The sequence below is a fragment of the Cohnella sp. GCM10012308 genome (genome assembly GCF_042649185.1).
Classification (GTDB): domain Bacteria; phylum Bacillota; class Bacilli; order Paenibacillales; family Paenibacillaceae; genus Cohnella.
The window spans coordinates 103,139-129,032 of the sequence record NZ_JBHRYU010000009.1 but is presented as its reverse complement, the minus strand read 5'-3'; the positions used below and the strand labels follow the sequence as shown (position 1 = coordinate 129,032).

Below are 25,894 nucleotides of genomic sequence, written 5' to 3'. Positions count from 1 at the left end.
AGCGTTCAAGATGAAGCAGCTGAAGCTTGGCATTATCGGCATGGGGAACATGGGGTCCTCGCATGCGAAAAAAATAGCGGAAGGCGCCATGCCTGACGTGCTGCTGGCCGCCGTGGCCGAGCGCGAACCCGACCGGCTCGATCAGGCTCGGGCGTATCTGCCTGCGCAGACCGCGCTTTTCGATTCGCCGGAGGCGCTCATGAACAGCGGCCTGTGCGAGGCCGTGTTGATCGCTACGCCGCATTACGAGCATCCGGCGCTCGCGATTAAGGCGTTCGAGCGCGGCTTGCACGTGCTGTGCGAGAAGCCGGCGGGCGTATATGCCAAGCAGGTGCGGGAGATGAACGAGCGAGCCGCGTCGAGCGGCGTCGTGTTCGCCATGATGTTCAACCAGCGGACGAATCCCGTGTACCAAAAAATGCACGAGCTGGTGAACGGCGGCGAGCTTGGCGCGATCAAGCGCGTCAATTGGATCATCACGGACTGGTACCGGACCCAGGTTTACTACGACTCGGGCAACTGGCGGGCGACCTGGGCCGGCGAAGGCGGCGGCGTGCTGCTTAACCAGTGTCCGCATAACCTGGACCTTCTCCAATGGATCTGCGGCATGCCGAGCCGCGTACGCGCCTTTTGCCACAACGGCAAATGGCATGACATCGAGGTCGAGGATGACGTAACCGCCTACTTAGAGTTCGAGAACGGCGCGACCGGCGTGTTCGTGACGAGCACGGCGGACTGTCCGGGGACGAACCGGCTCGAGATCACGCTCGAGTGGGGCAAGCTCGTCTGCGAAAACGACAAGCTCACGCTTTACAAGCTCGACCGCAACGAACGCGAGTTCTGCTACGACAAAACCGTCGGCGGCTTCGAGCGCCCCTCGTCGACGTTGTACGAGATATCCGCCGAAGGAGATAATCCGCAGCATCTCGGCGTCATCGCCGCCTTTGCGGGACGCATCCTTAACGGTACGCCGCTGACGGCGGACGGCGCGGAGGGCATTCGCAGCCTCGAGCTGTCCAACGCGATGCATCTGTCCAGCTGGCTTGAACGCACGGTCGATATGCCGCCGGACGAGGACTTGTTCCTCGCGGAGCTTAACAAGCGCGCGGCCGCATCGCGGCATAAGACGGGGACCGGAGCGGTCTTCAGCACGGAAGGGAGCTACGGATCGTGAGCGAAACGCAAAAAAAAGACGGCATGAACTATGCGCCCAAGGGCAAGCCGAGTCCCGTGGTCTCGCCGGGCGAGTTCGCGTTCGCGGCTGTGGCGCTCGACCACGGCCATATTTACGGCATGGCGAACGGCTTAACGGAAGCCGGCGCTACGCTTAAGTGGGTGTACGACCGCGATCGCGAGAAGGCCGAGCGCTTCGCGAAGTCGTTCCCGGGCGTCAGGATCGCGGCAAGCGAGGCCGAGATTCTGGACGATCCGGAGGTCCGGCTTGTCGCGGCAGCGGCGGTGCCTTCCGAGCGTTGCGCGCTCGGCCTGCGCGTCATGGATGCCGGCAAGGACTATTTCACGGACAAGACGCCGTTCACGACGCTCGGGCAGCTTGCGTCCGCGCGGAAAAAGGCGGCGGAGACCGGACGCAAGTACATGGTTTATTACAGCGAACGAATCCATTCGGAAGCGGGCGTCTATGCGGGGCAGCTCGTGCGGGACGGCGCGATCGGACGCGTGCTTCAGGTAATCGGGCTCGGTCCGCATCGGTTGAACGCGCCTACGCGTCCGGAATGGTTTTTCCGGAAGGAAAAGTACGGCGGTATCCTATGCGACATCGGCAGCCATCAGATCGAGCAATTTCTTTATTATACCGGCAACGCCGATGCGAAGGTGCTGAATAGCAAAGTATCGAACTACGCGACTCCCGATTATCCCGAGCTGGAGGATTTCGGGGACGCGACGCTTGTTGGAGACAATGGAGCCACGCAGTATTTCCGCGTCGACTGGCTGACGCCGGACGGTCTTGGCACATGGGGGGACGGCCGTACGACGATTCTCGGCACGGAAGGCTACATCGAGCTGCGCAAGTACGTCGATATCGCGCGCGATCCGTCAGGCGACCATGTGTACCTGGTCAACCGGGACGGGGAATTCCACGAAGCGGTAGGCGGCAAGGTCGGCTTCCCGTTTTTCGGAGAGCTGATCTTGGATTGCATCCATCGCACCGAGAACGCGATGACGCAGGCGCACGCCTTCAAGGCGGCAGAGCTCTGCCTGGTCGCGCAGGACCAAGCGATTCGCGTCTGATCGCGCCTTTCAAGACCGTTCTCACCGGCCGCCGTAGCCGGCGTAAGACGCAAAACGCTCGTTCCGAGGATGGGATTCCCGGAACGAGCGTTTTGCGTTGAGAAGTGCTAGGTGAGATCCCTTGCGCCCGAGCGGCGGTGGGGATGGTGCAAAAAGTGCTGAATGAGACTACTTGCGCCCGAGTGACGGGGAGGACTGTGCGGAAGTTGCTGGATGAGACTACTTGCGCCAGAGTGGCGGCGCGGATAGCGCGGAAGTTGCTGAATGAGACTACTTGAGCGCAAGTGGCAGCGCGGATGGTGCGGAAGTGCTGAATGAGACTTCTTGCGCCCGAGTGGCGGTGCGGATCGGTCCGCCCCGTCGCCGGGAAACGGACCGCTTTTTTCCTGATTCAGGCGGCCATTCGTGGATAGATAAGCGCGCATCGGCATGCCGATTGAAGTTTTCGGATTTTGGCGGATCGAAAGACCTGCGTTTGTACATGTATTTTCTGGCGACCTGCGACACTTGATGAAATACCTGCAAATGTGCAGGTAAATTCAAAACACAAGCCGGAAATCGGGCTGATGGAGAAAAATACCTGCGCTTTTGCATCTTTTTTGATCGAGAGGGGCGATTTCGGCGAAAATAGGTGTATATTTGCAGGCATTGAGGCGCAAGAACGACACAGGCGACGATACACGGGCGCATCGGAACGGCTGTCGGATGAAACATGGTAGGCGTTCTACGCGACTCAAGTCTCGGATATCCGCCAAACCTAAAAGGACCGTCAGGGTGGTCTGTCCCTGACGGTTTTCTTGTGCGCTGTAAACCTTGTCAGACGACCATAAATCCTGGCGGCAAGCAGCCCGTTCGACGAATCATTTTTACCTGTTCGGGCTTCAGGCAATAGCTAGAGATGATCAGCGAACCCGGTCCGTGTCCGCCGAACAAGCACTTCAGATCCGGGATATTCGTCGTGCCGCGATAGATACGGAATTTCCCCTGGAAGTTGGACCGGCTGAAGAGAACGAGCGTTGCTTCCCGGCTCGGCGAGAAGAAGCGAAGGCTGCCGAGGTGACTGTAAAGGCGTCTCAAATCTCGAAGCGCCCGGTTGCCCCGCCATACGTAACGGCAGCCCTTGTAGTTTTTCTGGCTGAACAAGGAAAGCCTCGGGTAGACCTGCGATATCGTTGCGCGCATTGGCGTATCCACCTCCTTCCCTCTCAATAGGATATGGCGGCAACGGACAGGCCGATTGGGGAAGAGTAGCGCGCCATACGCCTCTTTTCGCCGATTTAAGCTTGACAGCGGGCACTAAATCAAACTAATATTACCTCCAAACACGGAATAAGAAGGAGGGAATTGAATTGAACATCGAAAATATCGAAGCCTTCGTGCACGTTCTTCATTACGGCAGCTTCAATAAAGCCGCGGAAGCGCTTTTTCTGTCCCAGCCCTCTGTCACGGCGCGGATTCAATCGCTCGAGCGCGAGCTGGACTGCCAGCTGTTCGATCGCGTGGGCAAACAAGTGCTGCTGACGAACAAAGGCAAGCTGTTCAGGCCCTATGCCGAGCAGCTGCTCGATACGTATCGCAAGGGCAAGCAGCAGGTTCGGCAGACGCAAGCCGCCAAGGAAGAGGTGCGGATCGGTTGTACCGTCTCAGCCGCCCAATATTTGCTGCCGCTCATTCTCCCGGCGTTCAGAAGAAAGCACCCAGCGCTGCGACTTAAGCTGACGACTGGGACTTCCGAGGAGATCGGCGCGCGCGTCCTCTCCAAGGAGCTTGACATCGGCTTCGTCCGCAAATTCAATCATCCCGGCCTGAATTCCGCCGTCCTGTACGAGGATCCGATTCGGCTGTACGTTCATCGCGAGCACGCGCTGGCGGCCAACCCGCAGCCACACATCGAGGACCTGTCGCGGGAGCCGCTCCTCTTTTTCGAGTGCGGCGCGCTCGATTGGCTTCGCATTCACCGCGTATTCGAGAGCCAGGGCTTACTGCCCAATCTTATCTTGCAGACGGACAACGCCGAGACGGCCAAGCGTCTGCTGCTGCAGCAGGAAGGCATCTGCTTCCTGCCGGGCATGAGCGTCCGCCGCGAAGAGCGCGAAGGAACGCTCGTTCCGATCGGCTTTCAGGAGACTGCGGGCATCGGTCTGATGACGAGTCTAATTAACGGACAAGGGGAAAACGAGGCGTTCGCGCGCTCTTTAAAAGAGATTGCGGCACAGGTGTTGTCGGGTGCGGATTCCGCTTATCGGATAGTGTGATTTACTTATAGAACTTATCTATTAGAAACCGTATTGACGCGCTTTCGCCAAGCGTGTAGATTATTGAACATATAATCCTTACTAAACGGGTAAGAATTATAAACTATTAATAAATGGACGAATCGACCTGACATCCGGAGATCGTCGCGGCATGCTGCATAACACGAGAAAAGGGTGGAGGATTTTATATGAGAAACAGATTGTGGACGGGCGCGGCAAGCTTGGTACTTACGGCAACGGTAGCGGTGACGGCGGGCTGCGGCAACAAAAACGACAATGGCGCGGCAGCCGCGACAAACGGCGCTGCGGCAACCGCAAAAGCAACGGCGTCTGCATCGGCGCCGGCTTCCGGATCGTCTTCGGCCAGCACGGCACCGGACGGCAAGGTCAAAAAGATCGTCGTCGGCACGGGCACGCAGTTCCCGAAGGTGGCGTTCCTGGACGACAAAGGGAAGCTCACTGGATTCGACGTCGAGCTCGTGAAGAAGATCGACGAACGTCTGCCGGGTTATGAGTTCGATCTTCAGACGATGGACTTCAGCAACCTGCTGCTGAGCCTTGAAACGAAAAAGATTGACTTCGTCGCCCACGAAATGGAAAAAAATCCGGAGCGCGAAGCAAAGTATCTGTTTAATAAAGAGGCGTACGCGCACTGGCGCAACAAGATTATCGTCGCCAAAGACAACGATTCGATCAAATCGCTCGACGATCTCGTAGGCAAAAAGGTGCTTACGGGCGCGACGAGCGCCGAGGCGCAGATTCTCGAAAACTATAATAAAGACCACGACAAGAAAATCAACATCGTCTATCAGAGCGGAGCGGCGAACGATACGGTCAGCCAAGTCGCGACCGGCCGCGTGGACGCCATCATCGGCGCGGACTTCACGCTCTCCCTCATCGACCCCGAGAGCAAGCTGAAGACGGTCGGCGACGATCTTAGCGAAGCCGACATCCTGTTCGTCTTCCGCAAGGACGATCCGGAATCGCAGCAGCTCGCCGACGATATCGACACCGCGATCAAGGAACTTAAGGCGGACGGCACGCTCGGCAGTCTCAGCAAAGAATGGCTCGGTCAGGACTTCACGGCCAACATCTCCAAATAGCGTCGGAAAGGGTGAAAGCCGATGGGTGCATCTGTCGATGTCTCCTACGTATTCGAGTATTTTGTCCGGCTGCTGCCTTCCGTGGGGATCACGCTGAAGATCGTGGTTTTCTCGTTCTTGATCGGTTCGGCGGTCGGCATGCTCGTCGCCCTTCCCCGTCTATACCGGATCCCCGTGCTGCAGCGGCTGTCCCAGGTATACGTGTCCTTTTTCCGGGGCACGCCGCTGCTCATCCAGCTGTTTCTGATCTATTACGGTCTGCCAGAGCTATTAAAGCTAGTCCATGTCGACGTCTCCCGCACGCCGGTGCTCGTTTTCGTCATCACCGCCTACGCCCTGCATAGCGGCGCCTTCATCTCGGAGGCGATCCGGGCGGCCGTTGGCGCCGTGGACCGCGGCCAGGTCGAAGCGGGCTACGCGATCGGCATGACCGGCTTTCAGGCATTCCGCCGCGTCGTGCTGCCGCAGGCCATTGCCGTGGCGATGCCCGTGCTCGGCAATCTGGCCATCGCCAACCTGAAGGATACGTCGCTCGCGTTTTCCCTCGGCATTATGGAACTGACGGGCAAGGCGCAGACGCTGCCGACGATGACCCAGCGCTTTTTCGAATCGTATCTGGCGCTTGCGCTCCTGTACTTTATTCTGAGCTTTGTCCTTGAGAAGCTGCTCTATCGGCTGGAACGGCGGCTGCTCCGGCATGAGGCGACGGACGGAACGTCCAAGTCCAGGGCGCGGAACCGGCGCCGCGTGAAAGGAAACGACGCAAACGGCAGGCTGAATCTGACCGAAGAGGGGGCGCTGCGATGAAGCTCGATCCGGCATTTATCTGGGAAGCCTTTATCAAGCTGCTGGCCGCGATCCCGACGACGCTCGAGATTACTGCCGTTTCGGTCGGATTCGGCTTTATCATCGGCATCGTCACCGCGCTGGCCCGCATTTACCGGATTCCCGTTCTTCGCGAGATCTCGTCGGCTTACGTGACTTTTGTCCGCGGTACGCCGATGCTGACCCACCTGCTCATGGTCATGTTCGGCCTGCCCATTGCGATCGACGCCCTGTCAGGCGCGCTCGGGCTCTCCTTCAGCTCCGTTCAAATCCCGATGATCGGCTTTGCGTACGTCGCATTCTCGATTACGGCCGGCGCTTATATGTCGGAGGTCGTCCGTTCGGGCCTGCTCGCCGTCAACCGCGGTCAGCTCGAAGCGGCGTATGCCGTCGGCATGACGACCTGGCAGGCGCTTCGCCGGATTGTGTTCCCTCAGGCGTTCGCCGCCGCGCTGCCGAATCTGTCGAGCTCGGTGATCGGGATGCTGCACGGCTCGACGCTCGCCTTCACCGCGTCGGTCGTCGAGATCAACGCCAAGGCGCAGATCGTCGCGTCGACCAACTGGAAGTTTTTCGAATCGTATATCGCCGCTGCGTTGATCTTCTGGGGGCTCACGATCGTCATCGAACGACTGACGGCGCTGCTGGAAAAACGGGTAGGCCGTTATGACAGAGGAGGGGTCGCATGATCGCCTTGAAGCAAATCCGCAAGTCGTTCGGCCGTCAAGAGGTGCTTAAGGGCATCGATCTCGAGGTCGAAAAAGGCGAGGTAGTCGCCATCCTGGGTCCGAGCGGCTCCGGCAAAACGACGCTGCTGCGCTGCATTAACTATCTGGAGCGCCCGGGCAGCGGCCGCATTCAGATCGGCGAGGTCGCGGTCGACTGCGGCCATCCGTCCAAAAAAGAAATTCACCGCCTGCGGGGTCGCTCCGCCATGGTGTTTCAGCAATATCATCTGTTCCGCCACAAGACGGCGCTGCAGAACGTCATGGAAGGACTCGTCGTCGTGCAAAACGTGCCGAAGGAAGAGGCTAGGAAGCGAAGCGTCGAGCTGCTTGAGAAGGTCGGACTCGGCGCCAAGCTGGACGCTTATCCGAGCCAGCTGTCCGGCGGACAGCAGCAGCGTGTCGGCATCGCCAGGGCGCTCGCGCTCAATCCTGACGTCATTCTGTTCGACGAGCCGACGTCCGCGCTCGACCCCGAGCTGGTCGGCGAAGTGCTCGCCGTCATCCGCAAGATCGCCCGGGAAGGCATCACGATGATCATCGTCACGCACGAGATGGCGTTCGCGCAGGAGGTGGCGAGCCGCATCGTGTTCATGGACGAGGGCGCCGTTATCGAGGAGGGCGAGGCTTCCGAATTTTTCAGATCGCCGCGGGAGGAGCGCACGAAGCAATTTCTGCGCCGCATGACGCCCGAGGCCGTTTATAACATCTAATCCGAACGGAGCTGGGACCTATGGCCTTATCCCTTGGCATTTTGGACCAAAGCATTGTTTTCCCGGGACGCACGCCCGCCGAGGCGCTGCAGGGCACGATCCGGCTGGCGCAGCTCGCCGAGGAGCTCGGCTACGACCGGTTCTGGGTCGCCGAGCATCACGATTCGCCCACGGTGGCGGGCTCGTCGCCGGAAGTGTTGATCTCCCATTTGCTCGCCCGTACCTCGAGCATCCGCGTCGGCTCCGGCGGCGTCATGCTGCAGCATTACAGCCCTTACAAGGTTGCCGAGAACTTCAACGTGCTTGCGACGCTGGCGCCGGGCCGGGTAGAGCTGGGCATCGGCCGCGCGCCTGGCGGTCTTCCGCGGTCGACCCGCGCGCTGCAAGGGGAAGCAGGCCAAGCAGCGGATCTGGCGAATAAGCTTGGCGAGCTGGAGCAGTACTTGAGCGGTCCCGCGGGCGAAGCCCATCCGCTCGCGGGCGTCCAGGCGAACCCGCTGCCCGCTGCGCCGGCGGCGATCCATCTGCTCGGCACGAGCGTATCGAGCGCCGAGCTGGCAGCGAAACGAGGATATCCGTACGCGTTCGCGCTGTTCATCAACAACGACCCGGATACGGCCGAGCGCGCCTTCGAGACCTACCGCGCGAGCTTCGACTATAGCACGGGCCGTCAGCCCAGAGCGATTCTTGCCTTGTCGGTCATCGCTTCCGATACGGAAGCAGAAGCCGCGGAGCTGGCCGGCGAATTCAAGAACGTGCGCGTCACGCTGGCGAGCGGCAAAACCGTCAACGTCGGCACGCTCGAGCAGGCCGAGGAGTTCGCGCGTCAGGCCGGCGAGACGTTTACCGCGGAGGTGCGCGACGCGGACATTACCCGCGGCACCAAAGAGCAGGTGCGCGAGCGTCTGCTGGAGCTGGCCGGAATTTATGGCGTCAGCGAGCTGCTGTTTACGACGATTCTGGCGGATTTCGAGAAGCGCGAGCGTTCGATTCGTTTGATCAAGGAAGCGTTCGAGGAGCTGCCGGTCGGCGTCGACTGAATAACCGACTGATAGAAAGATAGCGAAAGGCGGTTGCCGGTTAGCGAATGACCGCACGACCGAAGGAGGGACATGAGATGCGTCTGAAGGCAGATGAGCCGCTCGAACGGCAATTGATCGATATCCGGCGCCGGCTGCACGCCAATCCGGAGCTGTCCGGCGAAGAATACGAGACGACCGCGGCGATCCGCGAATGGCTCGGGCGGGAAGGCGTCCGGATCGCGGATTATCCGCTCAAGACCGGTCTCGTCGCCGAGATCGGCGGTCTGCGGGAAGGCCCGATCGTCGCGCTGCGCGCGGACATCGACGCGCTGCCGATCCAGGAGGAGACGGGACTGCCGTTCGCCTCGCAGCGGCCGGGCGTCATGCACGCATGCGGTCACGATTTTCACACGGCGGCGCTGATCGGCGCGGCGGTGCTGCTGAAGCGCCGTGAAGCCGAGCTGCCAGGCACGGTGAGGCTGCTGTTCCAGCCGGCGGAGGAAAAGGCGAAGGGCGCGGCCCAGGTGATCGCAAGCGGTGCGCTGGCGGGCGTCGCCGCGGTGTTCGGCCTGCACAACAAGCCGGATCTGCCTGTCGGTACCGTCGGCATCCGGTCCGGTCCGATCATGGCGGCCGCGGACGGCTTCGCGGTCGAGGTCGACGGGAGAGGTACGCACGCAGCGGTGCCGGAGGCTGGACTCGATCCGCTCGTCACGGCCGCGCATATGCTGACGGCGCTGCAGAGCATCGTCAGCCGCAACGTCAGCTCGCTCGACAGCGCGGTCGTCAGCGTCACTCGGCTCAGCGCAGGCACCTCTTGGAACGTCATTCCGGAAAAGGCGATCTTCGACGGGACGATCCGTACCTTCGACGAAGACGTACGCGCCGAGGTGCAACGGCGCTTCGAGCAGGTGGTGGACGGCGTGGCGGCCGCCTTCGGCACGACGGCGCGTACGCGCTGGACGGGCGGGCCGCCGCCGGTCGTCAACGACGCGCGCTGGGCGCGTTCGGCTGCGAAGGCCGCCGAACGGGCGGGACTTACGGTTCTGGAGCCGAAGCCTTCGCCGGCTGGCGAGGACTTCGCGCTATATCTGAAGGAAGCGCCGGGCGCCTTCGTCTTTTTGGGCACGAGCGGTGCGCGCGAGTGGCATCATCCTGCTTTTGACGTCGACGAATCCGCGCTTCCTCTTGCCGCCGCTTATCTGGCATCCGCTGCCATCGAGGCGCTGGCGGAATTGTCGGCCGAGAAGGCGGCCGACAGCCAGCCGGATGATGCACCTGCCGAAGCTGGTACGCGAGCATGAGCGGCGCGAGCGTGTATGACGTTATTGTCGTCGGCGCCGGATCGATGGGGATGAGCGCAGGTTATCATTTGGCCGCCCGCGGGCTGAAGACGCTACTGATCGATGCGTTCGACCCGCCTCACACGGGCGGAAGCCATCATGGAGAACCCAGGCTGATCCGCCATGTCTACCACGGCGGCGCGCACTATGTCAGGCTCGCGCTTCGGTCCGATGCGCTCTGGCGAGAGCTGGAGGGACGGACGGGGGAGCGGCTGCTTGAACGGTCCGGCGTGCTTAACGTGAGCGACCCGGGCGCCTACGCGTACGACGGCCGGTTCGCCGATGCCGATCGCGAAGGCGTTCGCTACGAATCGCTGGACGCTGCCGAGATCGAGCGGAGATGGCCGGGATGGACCGTGCCCGGACACTATCGCGGACTGTATGAGCCGGACGCGGGTTATCTGTACAGCGAGCGCTGCGTCGCCGCGTATCGGCGCGAAGCGCTGGCGGCCGGCGCGGAGCTGTTGACGGATACGGCCGTCCTCGGAATTGAGAAACGGCGCGGCGGCGGTCTTGCGGTGAAAACGAGCCGCGGGGAATTCGCGGCCGGCAAGGTCGTCGTCAGCGCCGGCGCCTGGTTCAAATCGCTGGAACCGAGCGTAAAGCTGCCGATCCGGGCGGTACGGAAGGTCGTCGGCTGGTTCGAGGCCGACGAGCGGCTCTACCGCGCGGGTCATCTGCCGGGCTTCACGTTCGGCGGACCGGAAGGCGGCTACTACGGGTTCCCGAGCATCGGCGGCGCCGGCGTCAAGATCGGCCGGCACGACGGAGGCCGTCCCTGGCAGCCGGGCGAGCGGTTTGAGCCTTTCGGTACGTTTCCGGAGGACGAAGCCGATCTGCGGGCGGCGCTCCGCGAATTTCTCCCCGGAGCCGAAGGCCGCCTGCTGCACGGCGCGGCATGCAAATACGAGCTTTCCCCGGACGACCAGTTCATCATAGACGCGCATCCGGAGCTTCCGGGCGTGCTGCTCGCCGGCGGTTTCTCCGGTCACGGCTTCAAGTTCGCCAGCGCGATCGGCGAGGCGCTGGCCGAATGGACGCAATCAGACATTCCCCCGCAAGACCTTCTGCCGTTCTCGCTCTCCCGTTTCCCGTCGACAACCGCAGCTTCAACCCCATAAGGAGGTCGTTTACGAATGAGCAATCATAACGCCGATATCGACGCGTTTTCTAATACTTACGATTGGCTGACGGACGCCGTCCGCGGATTGGACGTATCCGCGCTAACCTGGAAGCCGGGTCCGGGCAAATGGAGCGCCACCGAGGTGCTCGTCCATCTGGCCGACCATCTGATCGTCGTTTCCTTCCGCATTCGCGAGATCCTGTCCGGCTCGCAAGTTCGCCTGCCCGCATTCAACCAGGACCCTTGGGTCGAAGGCCAATACGGCAACGAGGCGGAGGCGTCCGACGTGCTCGAGGGCTTCCGCTCGCTCGTCGCCTACAACGCGCGCTTGCTGCATCGGCTGTCCCCGGCGGATTGGGAGAAAGAAGCGATCAACGCCAAGGGAGACCGGGTGACGCTTGCGGACGTCGTGCGCGGTTTCGCGGCGCATGCGAAGCATCACCTCGGCCAGCTCGACAGAATCAAGGCGGCAGAGGCCGCGGCGCTAGGGCGAGAGCCGTCGGCTTCCGCACGCGAGGGGGCTTAACCATGGCGCAGGCGCACATTCAAGTCCGCGATGCCGAAGACCGCGACCGCGAAGCGATCCTGGAGGTGCTGCTCGCGGCTTACGGACAATACGAGGCAACCATGCCGGAGGAACGTTGGATCGAATACAAAAACAATATCGCAGCATCGGTCGACGCTCCCGGACCGTTCGCCCGCCTGGTGGCAGAGCGGGAAGGCAGGCTCGTCGGCAGCGCCGTGCTGTTCGACTCCTCGATCGTCGCGTACGGACGCGATATCGGCATCGAGTCCCCGATTATCCGCCTGATCGCCGTCAGCCCCGAAGCCCGCGGCCAAGGCGTCGCCACCGCGCTGCTTCGCGAGTCCGCGCTTCGCGCGAAGGCGCACGGCGGCGAGACGCTCCACCTCCACACCTCCGATCTCATGGCTTCCGCCGTTCGCCTGTACGAACGCCTCGGCTTTGAGCGCGCCTACGACAAGGACCTTTATAACGGCGACATTCTCGTCAAGAGCTACCGGCTCTGTCTGAACGACGCTGCGCTGCTGAAGATTTGATTTCATTTCCCCATATTAAAGGAGGCAATACGATGAGCGAACGCAAAAAGCTGAAGTTCGGCGCACTGATCCACGGCGTAGGAGGCAACATCTCGGCATGGAGACATCCGGAGATCCCGTCCGACGCGAGCGTCAGCCTTCCATTCTATGTGCAGGCCGCGCAAAAGGCGGAAGAAGGACTCTTCGACCTCGTCTTTATCGCGGACGGTCTTTATATTAACGAAAAGTCCATTCCGCACTTCCTCAATCGCTTCGAGCCGATCACCATCCTGTCCGCGCTCGCGGCCGTCACCAAGAAGATCGGGCTCGTCGGAACGCTGTCCTCCTCATATAGCGAACCGTTCACGGTGGCGCGCCAGTTCGGCTCGCTCGACCAGATCAGCAGCGGCCGCGCCGGCTGGAACGTCGTAACCTCGCCGCTCGAAGGCTCCGCGCGCAACTACGGGAAGACGGAGCATCCGACCCATGACGAGCGCTACGAGATCGCTGAAGAGTACTTGGCGGTAACGAAGGGCCTCTGGGATTCGTGGGAAGACGACGCGTTCGTGCGCGATAAGGCGTCAGGCGTTTTCTTCGATCCCTCCAAATTGCACAAGCTGAATCATAAGGGCAAGCATTTTTCCGTCGAAGGTCCGCTGAACGTCGCCCGTTCCAAGCAGGGTCAGCCGGTCATCTTCCAGGCAGGCTCTTCGGAGAGCGGCAAAAACCTGGCGGCCAAAGAAGCGGACGCCGTCTTCACCGGCCAGGAAAATCTGCAGGAGGCGAAGGCATTCTACAAGGATGTCAAGGACCGGGCGGTCGCCTTCGGCCGTTCGCGCGACGACATCGCCATTCTGCCGGGCATCGGGCCGATCATCGGCCGCACGCAGGAGGAAGCGGAGCGCAAGTACGAGGAAATTGCGAGTCTGGTATCGATCGAAAAAGCGCTGGATTACCTCGGCCGGTTTTTCGAGCATCACGACTTCTCCCAGTATCCGCTCGACGAGCCGTTCCCCGACATCGGGGACCTCGGCAGCAACAGCTTCCGAAGCGGCACGGACAAGATCAAGAAGGACGCGCGCGAGCAGGGGCTCACGCTTCGCCAAGTGGCGCTCCGCGCGGCGACGCCTCGCGGACAGTTCATCGGCACGCCGGAGCAGATCGCGGATCAGCTCGAGCAGTGGCATAAGGAAGAGGCGGCAGACGGCTTCATCATTCACTCGACGTTGCCGAGCGGCCTGAACGACTTCGTCGAGCTTGTCGTACCGCTGCTGCAGGAACGTGGTATCTACCGCACGGAATACGAAGCCGACACGCTTCGCGGCAATCTCGGCGTGCCGATTCCGGCTAACCGGCATACGGTGGCGAAGGATTCGGTAGAGGTGTAAGGTTTGTTTTGAAGAGATAAAAGGGATGAATCGGCGCGAAGGATCGCGCTGGTTTATCCCTTTTTTGATTATCGAAGCATACCATTGGCGGCGAATCGTGGATAGGGTAGGCGTGCTTTTCAACGTGAAGCCGCTTTTCAGGATGTTTGGCCGAGCGTAAACCTGCCCCAATGCGCTTATCGGCAGCATCTTGAGCGGCTCGGAGCCGGCGTTATTGCTTCTATGCGCTTAACTGGTAAAGAGTTACACGGTTTTTCCGTGCAACGCTATTCCCCGGCTGCGTTTTCAATAAAAAAAGCCCGAGAGCCTAAGCTCCTGGGCTATTCCGCGTTGAACATTATAGCCTTATTGCAACAAGGTAAATGCGGAAAAGCAAAATATGGCCTTCTGTGCGAATGACTATGCAATATTTTTTAACGCGCATAAGCTATTAGCGAAATAAACAACTACGTTGGAGGTGTGCTGTATGGGTTGTGAAGTTGGTGGAGCAGGCGGAGGCGCAGCTTTCGCGCTTGTCCTCTTCGTATTGCTGGTCATTATCTTAGCCGCAGGATCTAAGGTTTGTTAATTAGTAATACTACCGTCATATTCCCACTTCATCAACCTTTTGCCCATATTCTTTAAATTTGTTCCGTTACCTTAAATTAACTTGTAAACCCCCGCCTATCCAACAATAGGTGGGGGTTTGTTGTTATTGCTCTTTCTGACTACTCGCCCTACGTAAGAAGTTCGCCAGACGGTTGGCTTCTGCCTTACGTTTCGTGACTCCCTTGGCCGCTGCTGCAGTATAGGCTAACAAGCTGCGAGCGAAAAGAGACGCCGACGGAGACTACATCATTTTTCATATAGCCGGCGGTACCGATGAAGCGAGCCGCGCGGCCCGACGGCCGACGATGTCGGCCTGGACGATCGCTTCTGCCAGCAGGCGCTCGCTGACCGGGAACGCCAAGCCTTCGGCAGTATCGGCATCGAACGGGACGTAAGCGGCGATTCGCGCGGCGATATCGGAGGGAGCGCCGGCGAAGCCGAGCTCCGCGAGCGTGACCGGCAGTCCTAACTGCAGATAAAAGCCCGCCCAATAGGCGGCTTCCTCGAATTGCCCTTCCAGCGCGAGCTGCGCAAGCAGGCCGAACGCGACCTTTTCCCCATGCAGCGTGCCCTTCGTCTCGTGAAACCAGGTAAGCGCGTCGTGGATCGCATGGGCGAAGGCCGCGCGCTTGCCGTCGCCGTCGATGCTGCCGACGAGACCCGCCAGCAGAAAAATCGCGTCGATGACGTCGGGAAACGCCGGATGCGTCTTGTCCTTCTCGGCTTCTCGGTATACGGCGACCGCCTCGCGCTTCAAAATCTCGAGCGCAAGCAGCGACGTATGCCAGCCGATCCGGCCGTCCAGGCGGCCGTACTTCCCATAGGAGACGTTGATGCGCGTCTCGTACCACAACACCACGCTGTCGGCGATGCCTGCCGACAAATACCGAAGAGGCGCGGCCGCGAGCAGGTCGGCATCGGCCAGCACAAGCGCGGGAGAGCCGGTCAGCGGCCGATGGCTGACGACGCTGCCCGCGTCATCGTATAGCACGGTTAGCGCCGACCATGCCGCGCAAGTGGCGGGGACGGTCGGTACTGTCACGACGGGCAGGCCAAGCCGTTGTGCGACGGCCTTGCTCAAGTCCAGCGCGCTGCCGCCGCCTGCGCCGACGACGAGCTCGGCGCCGAAGGCGGCCGCTTTATCCGCATATACGTTGATTTTCTGCGCGGTGCAGTATCCGTCGAACGGATAATAAGCGAACGCTATGCCGTCGTCGTAGAATCGTCCGAGCAGCTTCTCCGATACGCTGCTCCATGCCGTATGCCCGGCGATCACGACCGCCTTTTGACCGGAATAAGGCGCCCAAGGAGCTTCATCTCCCAACGCGCCGGGCCGATTCCAATATTGAGCGGGCGTCTTGATCTGAATCATCCGACATTCCTCCTTCTTCTATTAAAAAAGGGACCGGCGTATCCGCGAGCCAAGCGCATCGCGGATACGTCCGATCCCCGGTAATCCGGTAGACGGCATATATCAAAGTAAAATTATTGAAATAATTGGTTATATTTCGAGTATAGGTGGAACTCGCAGCAGTGTCAACCGCGCCGCTCATAGATATTTCCGATCGATGCCGCTTGATTGTTATAATAAGGTTAACGAGGATAAGGGAAGTGACGGAATGATACGGGACGCGTTCCTGCTTTTGCGCAAGCTCGGCATTGATCTGCAATCGGTCAAAACGGCGTTGGCGTGCGGGTTGTCGTGGTTGCTGGCTGAAGCCGTCACGCCCCATTCTTATCCGTACTTCGCGCCGATCGCAGCCATTCTAACGCTTCAGGTGACGGTTGCCGATTCGATCCAGAAGGGCATGTACCGCATCGTCGGAATCGTCGTCGGCATCGGGATCAGCCTGCTGGCCGGTCAATGGCTGAGCGTGAACGCATGGACGATCGCCTTGGTCATCCTGGCAGGGCTGGCAGTGTCGAACGCGCTGCGCCTGAATGCGCAGATCGGCGCGCAGATCGGCGTTTCGGCGCTGCTTGTGCTGGCTTTCGGCAATACGAACGGTTATGCGGCCTACAGGATACTGGAGACGCTGCTTGGCTCGGGCGTAGCGGTCGCCGTCAATCTCGCGCTCGTGCCGCGCGACACGACGCAAGAAGCGCTGTATGCGGCATCGGGCCTCGGTAAAAGAATCGCCTCCGTGCTGCGGCATTACGACGAAGCGGTGCGCGGGAATCGCCGCCCGGCACAGGCGCTCGAGGAAGCACGCGGACTGCTGCAGCTTATCCAGAGAGGCAATGAAGCGACGGCGCTCGCCCGGCAGAGCCTAAAGTTCGTGCCGCTCGGACGCATGCGCCGCGAGCGCGTGGAGCGCGTCTCGGCCGCGATGGAGCGGCTGGAGCATCTGTCCGTACAAGCGCGGGGCATTGCCCGCAGCCTGATCGAGCTGGACGAAGCCGGGCTGCAGGTTCCGGGGCTCGTTCCGGCGCTTGCCGCGGCCGCGGATTGCGTGGACCGCTTCGCGGATACGGTGACCGATCCATCGCCGGAAGCGCACGACAGACTGCGGGAAGCTGCCGATCGCGCGCGTCAAGTGCAGATCGAGAGCTTCGGTCGGAGTATGGCCGGCGCGGATCTGGAGCGGCTCAAGCTGCTCGGGAGCGTATATGCGGATCTCGGCCGCATGCTGACCGAGGTCGTCAGGGCGGAGAAAAGTGGGAACGCTTGACGAATTTAACTGTAACCATTATAATGACAGTATAGCCGGAGCCGATAAGAGCCCTTAGGCTGATACTTTAGAACAGGCGGTGATTTGCATGCGATTTGAAATGGGAGAATGGGTGGCCGGCAGAACGGGTCAAGGTGAACTGATACAAGGCTTCGTCAATTCGATTCTGTCGGTGCAAGGCGCCGCAGGCATATACGTCACCGCTTCGGATCGCGTCGAGGCGATCGGCACGGAGATCGCGGTGCCTGTCGGCAAGCTGCGGCCGCTGCCGCAGACGACCAAGTACAATGAGGAGCAGCTTCGCAACCTGATCGACGTATCGCTCGCGATTCGCGATACGGCATGGTTCGGCGAGCTGACGAGCGAGCTCGCGGGCCTGCAGTCCGCGGCAGGGGAGCGCAGCTCCATGGCGACGGACGTGCCGGTCGCCTGGCGCAACCGTCTCGGCCTGATCGCGCAAGAGTAACCGCGCCGTGCGCGCGTCCAAGCAGCAGCCCCCCTGACCGTCCAACAGGACGGCAGGGGGGCTGTTTGTGTGTTGTCTTGGTATTGACGCGATCAGACGCCGATGCTCGCGATGAGATTGCGCAGCTTGTCCGCCGAACGGTGCAGCAGCTCGCGCTCGAAGTCCGAGATCTTGATATCGATGATCCCGCGCACGCCCTGGCGGTCGACGACGCACGGTACGCCGAGGAACACGTCCGAAACGCCGTGGTAATCGTGCAGAAGGGTGGAGACATTGAGCACGGCGCCTTCGTCCCGCAGGATCGCCGTGCAGATCCGGTCGAGCGCGAGAGCGATGGCGTAGTAAGTAGCGCCCTTAGCGCTGATAATCTGATAGGCGGCGTCCCGCGTGTTCGTAAAGATCTCGTCCTTGTCGGCGTCGCTTAAGGACAGCTCTGCGCCGGCAATGTTCGCGAGGCTCCAGAGCGGCAGCTCGGAGTCGCCGTGCTCGCCGACGATGTGGCCGTGCACGCTGCGCGGGTCGATCTTCAGCTTCTCGCCGATCAGGTAGCGGAAGCGCGCGCTGTCGAGCAGCGTCCCCGAGCCGATGATCCGTTCGACCGGCCAGCCCGATTTTTTCCACGTGATGTAACTCATGATGTCGACCGGATTCGAAGCGATGAGCAGGATGCCCGTCGTGTTGTACTTGAGCACCTCTTCTACGATGCTGTCGATAATGACGGCGTTGCGCTTGAGCAGGTCGACCCGCGACTCGCCTTCCCGCTGGGCGGCTCCTGCGGTGATGACGATGATGTCCGCATCCTTGCAGTCTTCGTAGCTGCCCGCCCACAGATCGCCGCCGCCGAGGAAAGGCATCCCGTGGTTCATATCGAGCGCGTCGCCGACGGCCTTCTTGTGATTGGCGTCGATGAGCACCAGCTCGTCCACACGGTTGCGAAGCATAAGCGTATAGGCGGTCGTCGAGCCGACGGCTCCCGCGCCTACGACCACGATTCTCGTTTTTTTCATCCGAAATCCTCTCCTTGTGTCGCGATTAGTGTTCTTCTTGCGGAAGATCGTCCATGAACGGCTTATTTACATAATAATACATGTACGCCATGAGTACGCCGCCTCCGATCAGGTTGCCCAGCGTGACCGGAATGAGATTGTGCAGTACGCCGCCGAGCGAGATCGTGCCCGGGTGGTGCAGCACGAGCGCAATGGCGAACGTGCACATGTTGGCGATGCTGTGCTCGTAGCCCGAGATGAAGAAGCAGAAGACGAACAGCATCATGGCGAACATTTTGGCGCCGTTTTCCTTCATGGACATCGGGATGAAAAAGGCGAGACAGACGAGCCAATTGCACAGGATGCCCCGGAAAAACAGCTCGACGACCGGCGTGTTCATCTTCTTGTCCACGACGCTCAGGAGGAAGCCGTTGACGCTGGCGTCCTTGAACAGGGCGGTGGCGAAGATCATGAACGCGAACAGGCAGGCGCCGATGATGTTGCCAAAGTAGCTCCAGCACCACAGCTTGATCGTGTCGGACCAACGGATTTTTTTGCGGAGAGCGGTGTAGGAGTAATAAAACGTGTTGCCGGTGAACAGGTCGCCGCCCCCGTACACGATCAGAATGATCGCCGCGCCGAACGTAATCGCCGCCATCGGATACGTCAGCGGGGAGTGCTCGAGGTAAAAATAGTTGCCCGTCTTGAAGGCGACGATGACGCCGAAGCCGATGAACATGCTGGCCAGCGCCGATCGGGCGAGATAGCGGAGCTTGCTTTGCTTAAAGATCTTCATTTTTTTCTCGGCCAGCTTTTCGACCATTCGCAGGGATTCCGTTTCCATCGATTCACCTCGCTTTGCTGCTTCCATAGATACCCAAGCCTGCTTCGATTATGCCATGACCCGGGCGTCGGGTCCATGATTTCTTACCCGTGTTCGCCCGGCCTGCCGGCAAAGGCCCGGAAACCGGGCATCGAACGCCGCGGATCGAACATCGATGATCGCACGCGCAAATTGTCGCTTGCCGCCATGGGCGAGCGAGACAGATTGTGGTAAACTGATTAGCGTCCGAACAACAATACTGGAGGTGCGCTTCACATGATGAACGACACGCTGCACGACGCGCTGAACGAGCAGCTTAACTTTGAACTGCATTCCGCGCACGTCTACCTTGCGATGGCCGGTTACTGCTCCGCAGAGAGCCTGGACGGCTTCGCGAACTTTTTCGTCATCCAAGCCGAAGAGGAACGCTTCCACGCGTCCAAGATCTATAAGTATCTGAACGACCGGGGCAAAAAGGTCAAGCTGAAGGGCATTCCCGATCCGCAAAACGACTACGGCTCCATTCTCGAAGTATTCGAGCATGCCTATGAGCACGAGCAGGAAGTCACCCGCCGCATCTATCATCTGTCCGACCTTGCGCTGAACGATCGCGAGCATGCGACCATTCAGTTCCTGAAGTGGTTCATCGACGAGCAGGTGGAAGAGGAAGCGCTGTTCGACAGCATCATCTCCAAGCTGAAGCGCATCGCCGACGACAGCAACGCGTTTTTCATGATGGACGCCGAGTTCGCGAAGCGTACCTTCACGCCGCCTGCGGCCGAATAATACGATGTTCTTACTAGTGCCGGCATTCGTGCCGGCATTTTTGCTGCGTCAAACGACCATGCAGATTCGTCGCACTACGCCGAGCCCCCTCATGCGATGCGAGTGGAAAAGCCTGCATTTGTACATGTATTTTCTGCTGATAAGAGACTGACGGTGAAATACCTGCAAACGTACAGGAATATTCGAAGAATGCGCCGAAAAACTAGGATTTATAAGAAATTAGATGCACTTTAGCGTTTATTCGCTCAAAAATGGCTGATCCAAGCGAAAATAGATGTATGATTGCAGGTTTTGCGAATTCGGAGCAATGCGGGGCAATGAGAATCAATGCGGAGCAAGGCGGGGTAATGCGGGGCGATACGTGAGACGCCTAGGCCAACAAACAGGGCTGCCTTCGGATGCTAATCGGTCGGAGCGATCGAATCCCGATGCCATTCGATAAGTAAACTGGCTGCCATGCACAAAGCGATCGTAGACAGGCTCCAATAATCGTGGTCCTCCTCCTACCCAAGCAAGGCCCCTGCCGCTACGCTAATAGGAAAAGCCCGCGCACGCGCGGGCCGATCCGATCAAGGAGGAAGCAGCATGCAAAACGCGCGACAATCGCGCAAACCGGTCGACGGCGCGTTCGCCGTCGATTCGCTCGCCGGCGGTCCGTGGCGCTGGCTCGATGCCGAGGATGCGTCCTTTCGCAAATGCGGGCTGCCATGGTTCGATAGCGAAAAGCGTTTCCGCCGTCTCCCGCTTGCGCCGGCGTGGCCGATCAGGCCGGAGATCGACCGGCTGGCCAATTTTCCGACGGGGGCGCAGATCCGTTTTCGCACGAATTCGGCCAAGCTGGCGGTTCGCGTCCGGCTGTTCGGACGGGCCGAATATGCCCAGCTGTCGCCGATCGCGCAGTGCGGCATCGACTGCTATTTAGGTCCGCAGGGCAGCCAGCGCTATGTCTGCTCGACGAAGTTCCATTACGACGACGAGGCGTATGAATCGCTGCTGTTCGAGAATCAGGACGCGTCCGAGAAGGAGGTCACGCTCTATTTGCCGCTCTATCAGGGAATCCACAGCCTCGAGATCGGGCTGGCGCCGGATGCGACGGCTGCGCCCTTTACGGGCTTCGCCAGCGATAAAAAAGTCGTCATCTACGGCACGTCCATCGTGCACGGGGCCGGCGCCTCGCGCCCGGGAATGGCATATCCGAATCAGCTCAGCCGCCGGCTGCCGATCGAATTCGTCAGCCTGGCCTTCTCGGGCAACGCGCAGGGCGAGCCCGAGCTGGCCAGCCTGGCTACGGAGATCGACGAACCGGCGCTGCTCGTGCTCGATTACGAGGGAAATACGCCGAGCACCGAGCGGCTCGGAGAGACGCTGCCTGCGTTTATTTCCATCTACCGAGAGGTTCATCCGGCGACGCCGATCCTGGTCGTCTCCCAGATCAGGATGGGACGCGAGGCGTTCGTTCCGTTGTTCGACACCGAGCGGCGCCGGCGGCTGACGCTGCAGCGGGACATCGTACAGCGGCTGCGCGACGCGGGCGATACGCAAGTCTTTTTCCTGAGCGGCGAGGACATGCTCGGCGAGGATTACGGCGAATGCTCCGCGGACAGCGTGCATCCGTCGGACCTTGGCTACGCGCGGATGCGTGACTGCCTGCTGCCCGCGTTCGCTTCGCTGCTCAAGCCGGATCTCAAATGATGCATTGTCACGCCAAAACCCTTCCCGAGCAGTTCGGGAAGGGTTTTGGCGTTGGAATAGCGCTACATACCGCATTTGGCCCCCGCAATTTGCCAATGTGACTCTGTACAGCGTGACATCGCCTCGGTTGGACCTAAGATCTGTTACATCGCTACGGCTGGAGCCGCAGTCTTGCAAAGTGACTCTGTACAGCGCTACTTCACCGGGAGTGACGCTTCAGCTTCGCCATGCTCGATCTCAGCTCTTCAAGCTCATGCCGTCGCCCCGCCACGCGAAATGCACACCTTATGTAGTACTTCTAAAAAGCAACGCACTCATCCGTCAGCCTGCACCTTGCGCCGCAGCGTAAACACGCACAGCTCCGGCACGCTGCCGAATCTGACGCGAAGACGCGTCGTGCCGATGCCGCGATTGACGTACAGCAGGTACGGTCTGCGCGGCCGGCGCCTGTCGGAGACGACATGCAGACCGGACAGAAATCGTCTGCCGAGCTGCGTGCGGACGAGCGCGCCGACGATCGGCAGCTTGACTTGTCCGCCGTGGCTGTGGCCGGACAGCTGCAGGTCGATCGGATAGCGGACGAGGGACGCCGCGACATCGGGTTCGTGCACGAGCAGCAGATTGAAGCCGTCCGGACGGAGCTTCGCGAGCGCGCGCGTCGGATCGGGCCTGCCAAGCACATAGTCGTCCAGCCCGGATACCGACAAATGCTCGCCGTTTTCCAGCCGTATTTTTTTGCTTTCGTTCAGCAGCAGCTCGAAGCCCGCCTTCGCCAGCGTCGGATTGGTGCTCCGCTTGGTCCGCTCGTAGCCGAAGTCGTGATTGCCGTAGACGGCAAACTTGCCTAGCGGAGCCTCGATGCGCGATAGCAAAGGCGAGAGGTCTAATGCCCGATCGGGATTGTTCCTTCTGGCATCGAACAGGTCGCCCGTGAACGCGACGATATCGGGCTTTTCTGCGGCGATGGTCGCGATGAGGCCTTCCAGTCTCTTCACTGGATAGTTGGGTCCGACATGCGTATCACTGAATTGTACGATCTTGATGCCGTCGAAGCCCGCGGGCAGCCAAGGGGATTCGATCTCGCGGCGGGTAACGGCGAGCCTGAACGGCTCGACGAAAAAAACGTAGACGCCGCATGCCAAGAAGAAGGCAATTAACGCAGCCGCTACGCCGATCAACCATAACCATTCCGTGTTCGACATGACGCTTCCTCCTTCTCCCATTTTCTAAATGTATCAAAAAAAGGACCGGCAAACAAAAAATCGGCCGAAATCGGGTAAGACTAGTGAAAGCGCGATTCGACGAGTACAAGGAGGCGGCGTCGCATGGACAAAGCGATAACGAACGGAAGGACGGAGCGACGTTCCAAGTCGTTCGGACAAACCGGATCGACCGGGTCGCCGGGACCGACAGGGCGGACGGGACAGCGCAAGCTCATGGTCAGCGCGGGTCTTAGCTGGCTGTTCGACGCGATGGACGTCGGTCTGATCTCGTTTGTCGCGGCTGCGCTGGCGGCCGACTGGGATCTCGGCAAGCAGCAGCTCGGATTTCTGGCCGCGATCGGATCCGTAGGGATGGTATTCGGCGCAGCCGTGGCCGGCTCGATGGCGGACCGCTACGGTAGGCGCGTCGTACTGCTCGCCACGCTGCTGGTATTCAGCGTCGCCAGCGGCTTGTCGGCGCTTGCCGCAAGCTTTGCCGTACTGTGCCTGTTCCGGTTCGTGGCGGGCTTCGGTCTTGGCGGCGAGCTGCCCGTGGCTTCGACCCTCGTATCCGAATCGGTGGGGCCGGAGGACCGCGGACGAGCCGTCGTGCTGCTCGAGAGCTTTTGGGCGGTCGGTTGGATCGCCGCTGCACTCATCGGTTACTTCGTCATCCCGGACCACGGCTGGCGTGCCGCCTTCGTCATCGGCGCGCTGCCCTGCCTGTACGCGATTTATTTGCGCCGCGCGGTTCAGGATGCGCCGAGATTCAGAGAACAGCAGCTGACCCGCGAGCGGATCAAGCTTCGCGAGCGGTTCGCTAAACTATGGGCGCCGCGATACCGGGCATCGACCTTCGCACTCTGGGTGCTGTGGTTTACGGTCGTATTTTCCTACTACGGCATGTTCCTGTGGCTGCCGCAGGTGATGGTGCTCAAGGGCTTCAGCCTGGTCAAAAGCTTTGAATACGTACTATTCATGACGCTCGCCCAGCTTCCCGGCTACTTCAGCGCGGCATGGCTCATCGAGAAGTTGGGGCGCAAGCTCGTGCTGACGATTTATTTGATCGGAACGGCGATCTGCGCGTGGTGGTTCGGCTGGGCGACGAGCGACGCGATGCTCATGACGGCAGGCGCTTGTCTCTCATTCTTTAATCTAGGCGCCTGGGGCGCGATGTATGCCTATACGCCGGAGTTGTACCCGACGCGCATCCGTTCGACCGGAGCCGGCATGGCCGCTTCATTCGGCCGCATCGGCGGCGTGATCGGGCCTTATCTGGTCGGTTATTTGCTCGAACGCGGGACGGGAATCACCGGCGTGTTCTTGATTTTCTGCGCCGCGATCGTTGTCGGGGTCATCGTGCTGCTGGCATGGGGCAAGGAAACCCGGGGCTTGGATCCCGACGCTGCAGCCGAGCAGGCCTGAAACTCAGGCTAACGTGGACGATGCCAAGCTGCTCAGGCGCTGCCAGCCTGTCCTTCGCCGCCGCATTGGGCTATAATGAATCATCTTGAATGAATAGCGCAAGCGGAGGTAGATGAAAGTGTCTGGATTGCTTAACGGTCAAAACGTCATCGTGATGGGAATCGCCAACGAACGGAGCATCGGCTGGGGGATCGCCAAGTCGCTGCACGCTCAGGGCGCCCGCCTGATTTTTACTTATCGCAAAGAAAGATCGTACGAAAAGCTTGCCAAGCTGCTCGCGGAGAGCGGCATCGAGCCGCTGTTGACGGTGCAGTGCGACGTATCCGACGACGCGTCGATCGAAGCGGCGTTCGCCAGAATCGGCGCCGAAGCGGGCGTTGTCCATGGCGTCGTGCACTCGCTTGCTTTTGCGGACAAGGACGAGCTGGGCGGCGAGTACGTCGACACGTCGCGCGAAGGTTACCTGCTGGCGCAGGAATCGAGCGCATTTTCCCTCGTAGCCGTCTCTAAAGCTGCCAAGCCTTTGATGACGGAAGGCGGCAGCATCGTGACGCAGACTTATTTGGGAGCCGAGCGCGTCATGCGCAATTACAACGTGATGGGCGTCGCCAAGGCCGCGCTCGAAGCGAGCGTCCGTTATTTGGCCGAGGATCTCGGCAAATACGGCATTCGCGTCAACGCGGTGTCCGCCGGTCCGATCCGTACGCTTGCGGCCAAGGGCGTCTCGGGCTTCAACGATATTTTAAATGCGGTCGAGGAAAAGGCGCCGCTGCGCCGCAACGTCGATCAATCCGAAGTGGGGGACGCCACGATGTTCCTGATCAGCGGGCTGTCCCGGGGCATCACCGGCGAAGTGCTCCATGTGGATGCCGGCTTCCATATTATCGCAGGTTAAATAACGGGCCGTCCTCTCCTTAATCGTGCGGAGGACGGCTTATTTTTAAGCAGGAGCGCAGGATATCCTGTTGACGAGGCGGCTTTAAAGTTATATAGTTGTCAAGACAACTAAATGGGGTGATCCTGTTATGACCAGAGAAGGATTGGAAGGCTCGCTCGGCTTCACGACGGGGCTTGTCTATCGTCGGATGTCCAATCGCCTGATGCAGCGGCTAAGACCTTACGATATTACGCCCGAGCAATGGTCGGTGCTATATTACGCAACGCGGTCCGACGGGTTAATACAACGCGAGCTCGGCGAGCGGGCGGGCAAGGACAAGCCGACGACGACGCGAATCGTGGACCATCTCGTCCGCAAAGGCTGGATTTTGAGGCGGCCGGATCTTGCTGACAGGCGGGCGATTTTCATCGAGGCTACGGCGGAGGGGCGCAGGCTGATCGGGGAGACCGCGCCGATCGAGGCGGCCGTGCTGGCCGAAGCGACTTCTTGCCTGACGGCGGACGAGCACGAGACGCTGCTTGATCTGCTCCACCGCGTGGGCAAGCATGTGGACCAGCTTAAGGGTTAGCGA

Annotated in this window: 25 protein-coding genes; 20 read left to right on the top strand and 5 right to left on the bottom strand. The window is 60.4% G+C overall.

The genetic code is table 11. The features are described 5' to 3' along the window. Window positions 1–10: 10 nt before the first annotated feature. Entirely contained in the window at window positions 11–1,174 is a 1,164-nt protein-coding gene (locus tag ACFOTD_RS13155; RefSeq protein ID WP_378119380.1) for a Gfo/Idh/MocA family protein, read from the top strand. A 23-nt stretch (window positions 1,175–1,197) separates the two neighbouring features. After that, window positions 1,198–2,250, top strand: a complete 1,053-nt coding sequence (locus ACFOTD_RS13150; protein WP_378119520.1) for a Gfo/Idh/MocA family protein — start codon at window positions 1,198–1,200, stop codon at window positions 2,248–2,250. Window positions 2,251–3,066: 816 nt separating this feature from the next. On the opposite strand, the gene ACFOTD_RS13145 is transcribed toward ACFOTD_RS13150, so the two are convergent. Beyond that, entirely contained in the window at window positions 3,067–3,432 is a 366-nt protein-coding gene (locus tag ACFOTD_RS13145) for a hypothetical protein (RefSeq protein ID WP_378119378.1), read from the bottom strand. 167 nt (window positions 3,433–3,599) lie between these two features. On the opposite strand from ACFOTD_RS13145, the gene ACFOTD_RS13140 reads away from it, so the two are divergent. The 11 genes from ACFOTD_RS13140 to ACFOTD_RS13090 all read left to right on the top strand — a co-directional run bounded on the left by ACFOTD_RS13140 (window position 3,600) and on the right by ACFOTD_RS13090 (window position 13,785). After that, window positions 3,600–4,505, top strand: coding sequence for a LysR substrate-binding domain-containing protein (locus ACFOTD_RS13140; protein ID WP_378119376.1), 906 nt, complete (start codon window positions 3,600–3,602; stop codon window positions 4,503–4,505). A gap of 188 nt (window positions 4,506–4,693) precedes the next feature. Next, on the top strand, window positions 4,694–5,608 hold the full coding sequence (locus tag ACFOTD_RS13135) for a transporter substrate-binding domain-containing protein (protein ID WP_378119374.1): 915 nt from the start codon (window positions 4,694–4,696) through the stop codon (window positions 5,606–5,608). Window positions 5,609–5,629: 21 nt separating this feature from the next. Further along, window positions 5,630–6,415 carry an amino acid ABC transporter permease gene (locus tag ACFOTD_RS13130; RefSeq protein ID WP_378119372.1) on the top strand — a complete coding sequence of 262 codons (786 nt, stop codon included), beginning with the start codon at window positions 5,630–5,632 and terminating at the stop codon, window positions 6,413–6,415. Further along, on the top strand, window positions 6,412–7,122 hold the full coding sequence (locus tag ACFOTD_RS13125; protein WP_378119370.1) for an amino acid ABC transporter permease: 711 nt from the start codon (window positions 6,412–6,414) through the stop codon (window positions 7,120–7,122). Before ACFOTD_RS13130 ends, ACFOTD_RS13125 begins: the two co-directional genes overlap by 4 nt. After that, window positions 7,119–7,871 (top strand): amino acid ABC transporter ATP-binding protein, encoded by a 753-nt coding sequence (locus tag ACFOTD_RS13120; RefSeq protein ID WP_378119368.1) that lies wholly within the window; start codon window positions 7,119–7,121, stop codon window positions 7,869–7,871. Before ACFOTD_RS13125 ends, ACFOTD_RS13120 begins: the two co-directional genes overlap by 4 nt. 20 nt (window positions 7,872–7,891) lie before the next feature. Further along, entirely contained in the window at window positions 7,892–8,911 is a 1,020-nt protein-coding gene (locus ACFOTD_RS13115; RefSeq protein WP_378119366.1) for an LLM class flavin-dependent oxidoreductase, read from the top strand. A gap of 77 nt (window positions 8,912–8,988) precedes the next feature. Beyond that, complete coding sequence (locus ACFOTD_RS13110; RefSeq protein WP_378119364.1) at window positions 8,989–10,197, top strand: amidohydrolase; 1,209 nt, start codon at window positions 8,989–8,991, stop codon at window positions 10,195–10,197. After that, window positions 10,194–11,357 carry an N-methyl-L-tryptophan oxidase gene (gene solA, locus ACFOTD_RS13105; RefSeq protein ID WP_378119363.1) on the top strand — a complete coding sequence of 388 codons (1,164 nt, stop codon included), beginning with the start codon at window positions 10,194–10,196 and terminating at the stop codon, window positions 11,355–11,357. The genes ACFOTD_RS13110 and solA overlap by 4 nt, the downstream gene beginning before the upstream one ends. A 15-nt stretch (window positions 11,358–11,372) precedes the next feature. Continuing rightward, the gene (locus ACFOTD_RS13100) at window positions 11,373–11,885 is read left to right on the top strand and encodes a DinB family protein (RefSeq protein WP_378119361.1); all 513 of its coding nucleotides are present in this window, start codon (window positions 11,373–11,375) and stop codon (window positions 11,883–11,885) included. A 2-nt stretch (window positions 11,886–11,887) separates the two neighbouring features. After that, on the top strand, window positions 11,888–12,418 hold the full coding sequence (locus tag ACFOTD_RS13095) for a GNAT family N-acetyltransferase (RefSeq protein ID WP_378119359.1): 531 nt from the start codon (window positions 11,888–11,890) through the stop codon (window positions 12,416–12,418). 32 nt (window positions 12,419–12,450) lie between these two features. Then, a complete protein-coding gene (locus ACFOTD_RS13090; RefSeq protein WP_378119357.1) occupies window positions 12,451–13,785 on the top strand; it encodes an LLM class flavin-dependent oxidoreductase in 1,335 nt (444 codons plus the stop codon). An 841-nt stretch (window positions 13,786–14,626) separates the two neighbouring features. On the opposite strand, the gene ACFOTD_RS13085 is transcribed toward ACFOTD_RS13090, so the two are convergent. Beyond that, the gene (locus ACFOTD_RS13085; RefSeq protein WP_378119355.1) at window positions 14,627–15,745 is read right to left on the bottom strand and encodes an iron-containing alcohol dehydrogenase family protein; all 1,119 of its coding nucleotides are present in this window, start codon (window positions 15,743–15,745) and stop codon (window positions 14,627–14,629) included. Window positions 15,746–15,992: 247 nt separating this feature from the next. On the opposite strand from ACFOTD_RS13085, the gene ACFOTD_RS13080 reads away from it, so the two are divergent. Continuing rightward, complete coding sequence (locus tag ACFOTD_RS13080) at window positions 15,993–17,045, top strand: FUSC family protein (protein ID WP_378119353.1); 1,053 nt, start codon at window positions 15,993–15,995, stop codon at window positions 17,043–17,045. A gap of 88 nt (window positions 17,046–17,133) precedes the next feature. Continuing rightward, window positions 17,134–17,511 carry an IDEAL domain-containing protein gene (locus tag ACFOTD_RS13075; RefSeq protein ID WP_378119351.1) on the top strand — a complete coding sequence of 126 codons (378 nt, stop codon included), beginning with the start codon at window positions 17,134–17,136 and terminating at the stop codon, window positions 17,509–17,511. Between the two features lie 92 nt (window positions 17,512–17,603). Here the strand turns inward: ACFOTD_RS13075 and ACFOTD_RS13070 are convergent, their stop codons facing one another. After that, window positions 17,604–18,518, bottom strand: a complete 915-nt coding sequence (locus ACFOTD_RS13070; RefSeq protein WP_378119349.1) for an L-lactate dehydrogenase — start codon at window positions 18,516–18,518, stop codon at window positions 17,604–17,606. A 25-nt stretch (window positions 18,519–18,543) separates the two neighbouring features. Continuing rightward, window positions 18,544–19,341 (bottom strand): formate/nitrite transporter family protein, encoded by a 798-nt coding sequence (locus tag ACFOTD_RS13065; RefSeq protein WP_378119347.1) that lies wholly within the window; start codon window positions 19,339–19,341, stop codon window positions 18,544–18,546. 258 nt (window positions 19,342–19,599) lie between these two features. On the opposite strand from ACFOTD_RS13065, the gene ACFOTD_RS13060 reads away from it, so the two are divergent. Both ACFOTD_RS13060 and ACFOTD_RS13055 read left to right on the top strand, forming a co-directional pair. Continuing rightward, window positions 19,600–20,106, top strand: a complete 507-nt coding sequence (locus ACFOTD_RS13060; protein ID WP_378119519.1) for a ferritin — start codon at window positions 19,600–19,602, stop codon at window positions 20,104–20,106. A 585-nt stretch (window positions 20,107–20,691) separates the two neighbouring features. Next, window positions 20,692–21,798 carry an SGNH/GDSL hydrolase family protein gene (locus tag ACFOTD_RS13055; RefSeq protein WP_378119345.1) on the top strand — a complete coding sequence of 369 codons (1,107 nt, stop codon included), beginning with the start codon at window positions 20,692–20,694 and terminating at the stop codon, window positions 21,796–21,798. A gap of 314 nt (window positions 21,799–22,112) precedes the next feature. On the opposite strand, the gene ACFOTD_RS13050 is transcribed toward ACFOTD_RS13055, so the two are convergent. Then, the gene (locus tag ACFOTD_RS13050; RefSeq protein ID WP_378119343.1) at window positions 22,113–23,000 is read right to left on the bottom strand and encodes a metallophosphoesterase; all 888 of its coding nucleotides are present in this window, start codon (window positions 22,998–23,000) and stop codon (window positions 22,113–22,115) included. Between the two features lie 234 nt (window positions 23,001–23,234). On the opposite strand from ACFOTD_RS13050, the gene ACFOTD_RS13045 reads away from it, so the two are divergent. From ACFOTD_RS13045 to ACFOTD_RS13035, 3 genes are all read left to right on the top strand, one after another. Continuing rightward, a complete protein-coding gene (locus ACFOTD_RS13045) occupies window positions 23,235–24,425 on the top strand; it encodes an MFS transporter (RefSeq protein WP_378119517.1) in 1,191 nt (396 codons plus the stop codon). Between the two features lie 118 nt (window positions 24,426–24,543). After that, window positions 24,544–25,320 (top strand): enoyl-ACP reductase FabI, encoded by a 777-nt coding sequence (fabI, locus tag ACFOTD_RS13040; RefSeq protein WP_378119341.1) that lies wholly within the window; start codon window positions 24,544–24,546, stop codon window positions 25,318–25,320. Between the two features lie 130 nt (window positions 25,321–25,450). Next, on the top strand, window positions 25,451–25,891 hold the full coding sequence (locus ACFOTD_RS13035) for a MarR family winged helix-turn-helix transcriptional regulator (RefSeq protein ID WP_378119339.1): 441 nt from the start codon (window positions 25,451–25,453) through the stop codon (window positions 25,889–25,891). Window positions 25,892–25,894: the final 3 nt, after the last annotated feature.

Coding starts and splice junctions, on each gene's coding strand:
- ACFOTD_RS13155 (WP_378119380.1), top strand. CDS start 11: ATGAAGCAGCTGAAGCTTGGCATTATCGGCATGGGGAACATGGGGTCC.
- ACFOTD_RS13150 (WP_378119520.1), top strand. CDS start 1,198: ATGAACTATGCGCCCAAGGGCAAGCCGAGTCCCGTGGTCTCGCCGGGC.
- ACFOTD_RS13145 (WP_378119378.1), bottom strand. CDS start 3,432: ATGCGCGCAACGATATCGCAGGTCTACCCGAGGCTTTCCTTGTTCAGC.
- ACFOTD_RS13135 (WP_378119374.1), top strand. CDS start 4,694: ATGAGAAACAGATTGTGGACGGGCGCGGCAAGCTTGGTACTTACGGCA.
- ACFOTD_RS13130 (WP_378119372.1), top strand. CDS start 5,630: ATGGGTGCATCTGTCGATGTCTCCTACGTATTCGAGTATTTTGTCCGG.
- ACFOTD_RS13125 (WP_378119370.1), top strand. CDS start 6,412: ATGAAGCTCGATCCGGCATTTATCTGGGAAGCCTTTATCAAGCTGCTG.
- ACFOTD_RS13120 (WP_378119368.1), top strand. CDS start 7,119: ATGATCGCCTTGAAGCAAATCCGCAAGTCGTTCGGCCGTCAAGAGGTG.
- ACFOTD_RS13115 (WP_378119366.1), top strand. CDS start 7,892: ATGGCCTTATCCCTTGGCATTTTGGACCAAAGCATTGTTTTCCCGGGA.
- ACFOTD_RS13110 (WP_378119364.1), top strand. CDS start 8,989: ATGCGTCTGAAGGCAGATGAGCCGCTCGAACGGCAATTGATCGATATC.
- solA (WP_378119363.1), top strand. CDS start 10,194: ATGAGCGGCGCGAGCGTGTATGACGTTATTGTCGTCGGCGCCGGATCG.
- ACFOTD_RS13100 (WP_378119361.1), top strand. CDS start 11,373: ATGAGCAATCATAACGCCGATATCGACGCGTTTTCTAATACTTACGAT.
- ACFOTD_RS13095 (WP_378119359.1), top strand. CDS start 11,888: ATGGCGCAGGCGCACATTCAAGTCCGCGATGCCGAAGACCGCGACCGC.
- ACFOTD_RS13090 (WP_378119357.1), top strand. CDS start 12,451: ATGAGCGAACGCAAAAAGCTGAAGTTCGGCGCACTGATCCACGGCGTA.
- ACFOTD_RS13085 (WP_378119355.1), bottom strand. CDS start 15,745: ATGATTCAGATCAAGACGCCCGCTCAATATTGGAATCGGCCCGGCGCG.
- ACFOTD_RS13080 (WP_378119353.1), top strand. CDS start 15,993: ATGATACGGGACGCGTTCCTGCTTTTGCGCAAGCTCGGCATTGATCTG.
- ACFOTD_RS13075 (WP_378119351.1), top strand. CDS start 17,134: ATGCGATTTGAAATGGGAGAATGGGTGGCCGGCAGAACGGGTCAAGGT.
- ACFOTD_RS13070 (WP_378119349.1), bottom strand. CDS start 18,518: ATGAAAAAAACGAGAATCGTGGTCGTAGGCGCGGGAGCCGTCGGCTCG.
- ACFOTD_RS13065 (WP_378119347.1), bottom strand. CDS start 19,341: ATGGAAACGGAATCCCTGCGAATGGTCGAAAAGCTGGCCGAGAAAAAA.
- ACFOTD_RS13060 (WP_378119519.1), top strand. CDS start 19,600: ATGAACGACACGCTGCACGACGCGCTGAACGAGCAGCTTAACTTTGAA.
- ACFOTD_RS13055 (WP_378119345.1), top strand. CDS start 20,692: ATGCAAAACGCGCGACAATCGCGCAAACCGGTCGACGGCGCGTTCGCC.
- ACFOTD_RS13050 (WP_378119343.1), bottom strand. CDS start 23,000: ATGTCGAACACGGAATGGTTATGGTTGATCGGCGTAGCGGCTGCGTTA.
- ACFOTD_RS13045 (WP_378119517.1), top strand. CDS start 23,235: ATGGTCAGCGCGGGTCTTAGCTGGCTGTTCGACGCGATGGACGTCGGT.
- ACFOTD_RS13035 (WP_378119339.1), top strand. CDS start 25,451: ATGACCAGAGAAGGATTGGAAGGCTCGCTCGGCTTCACGACGGGGCTT.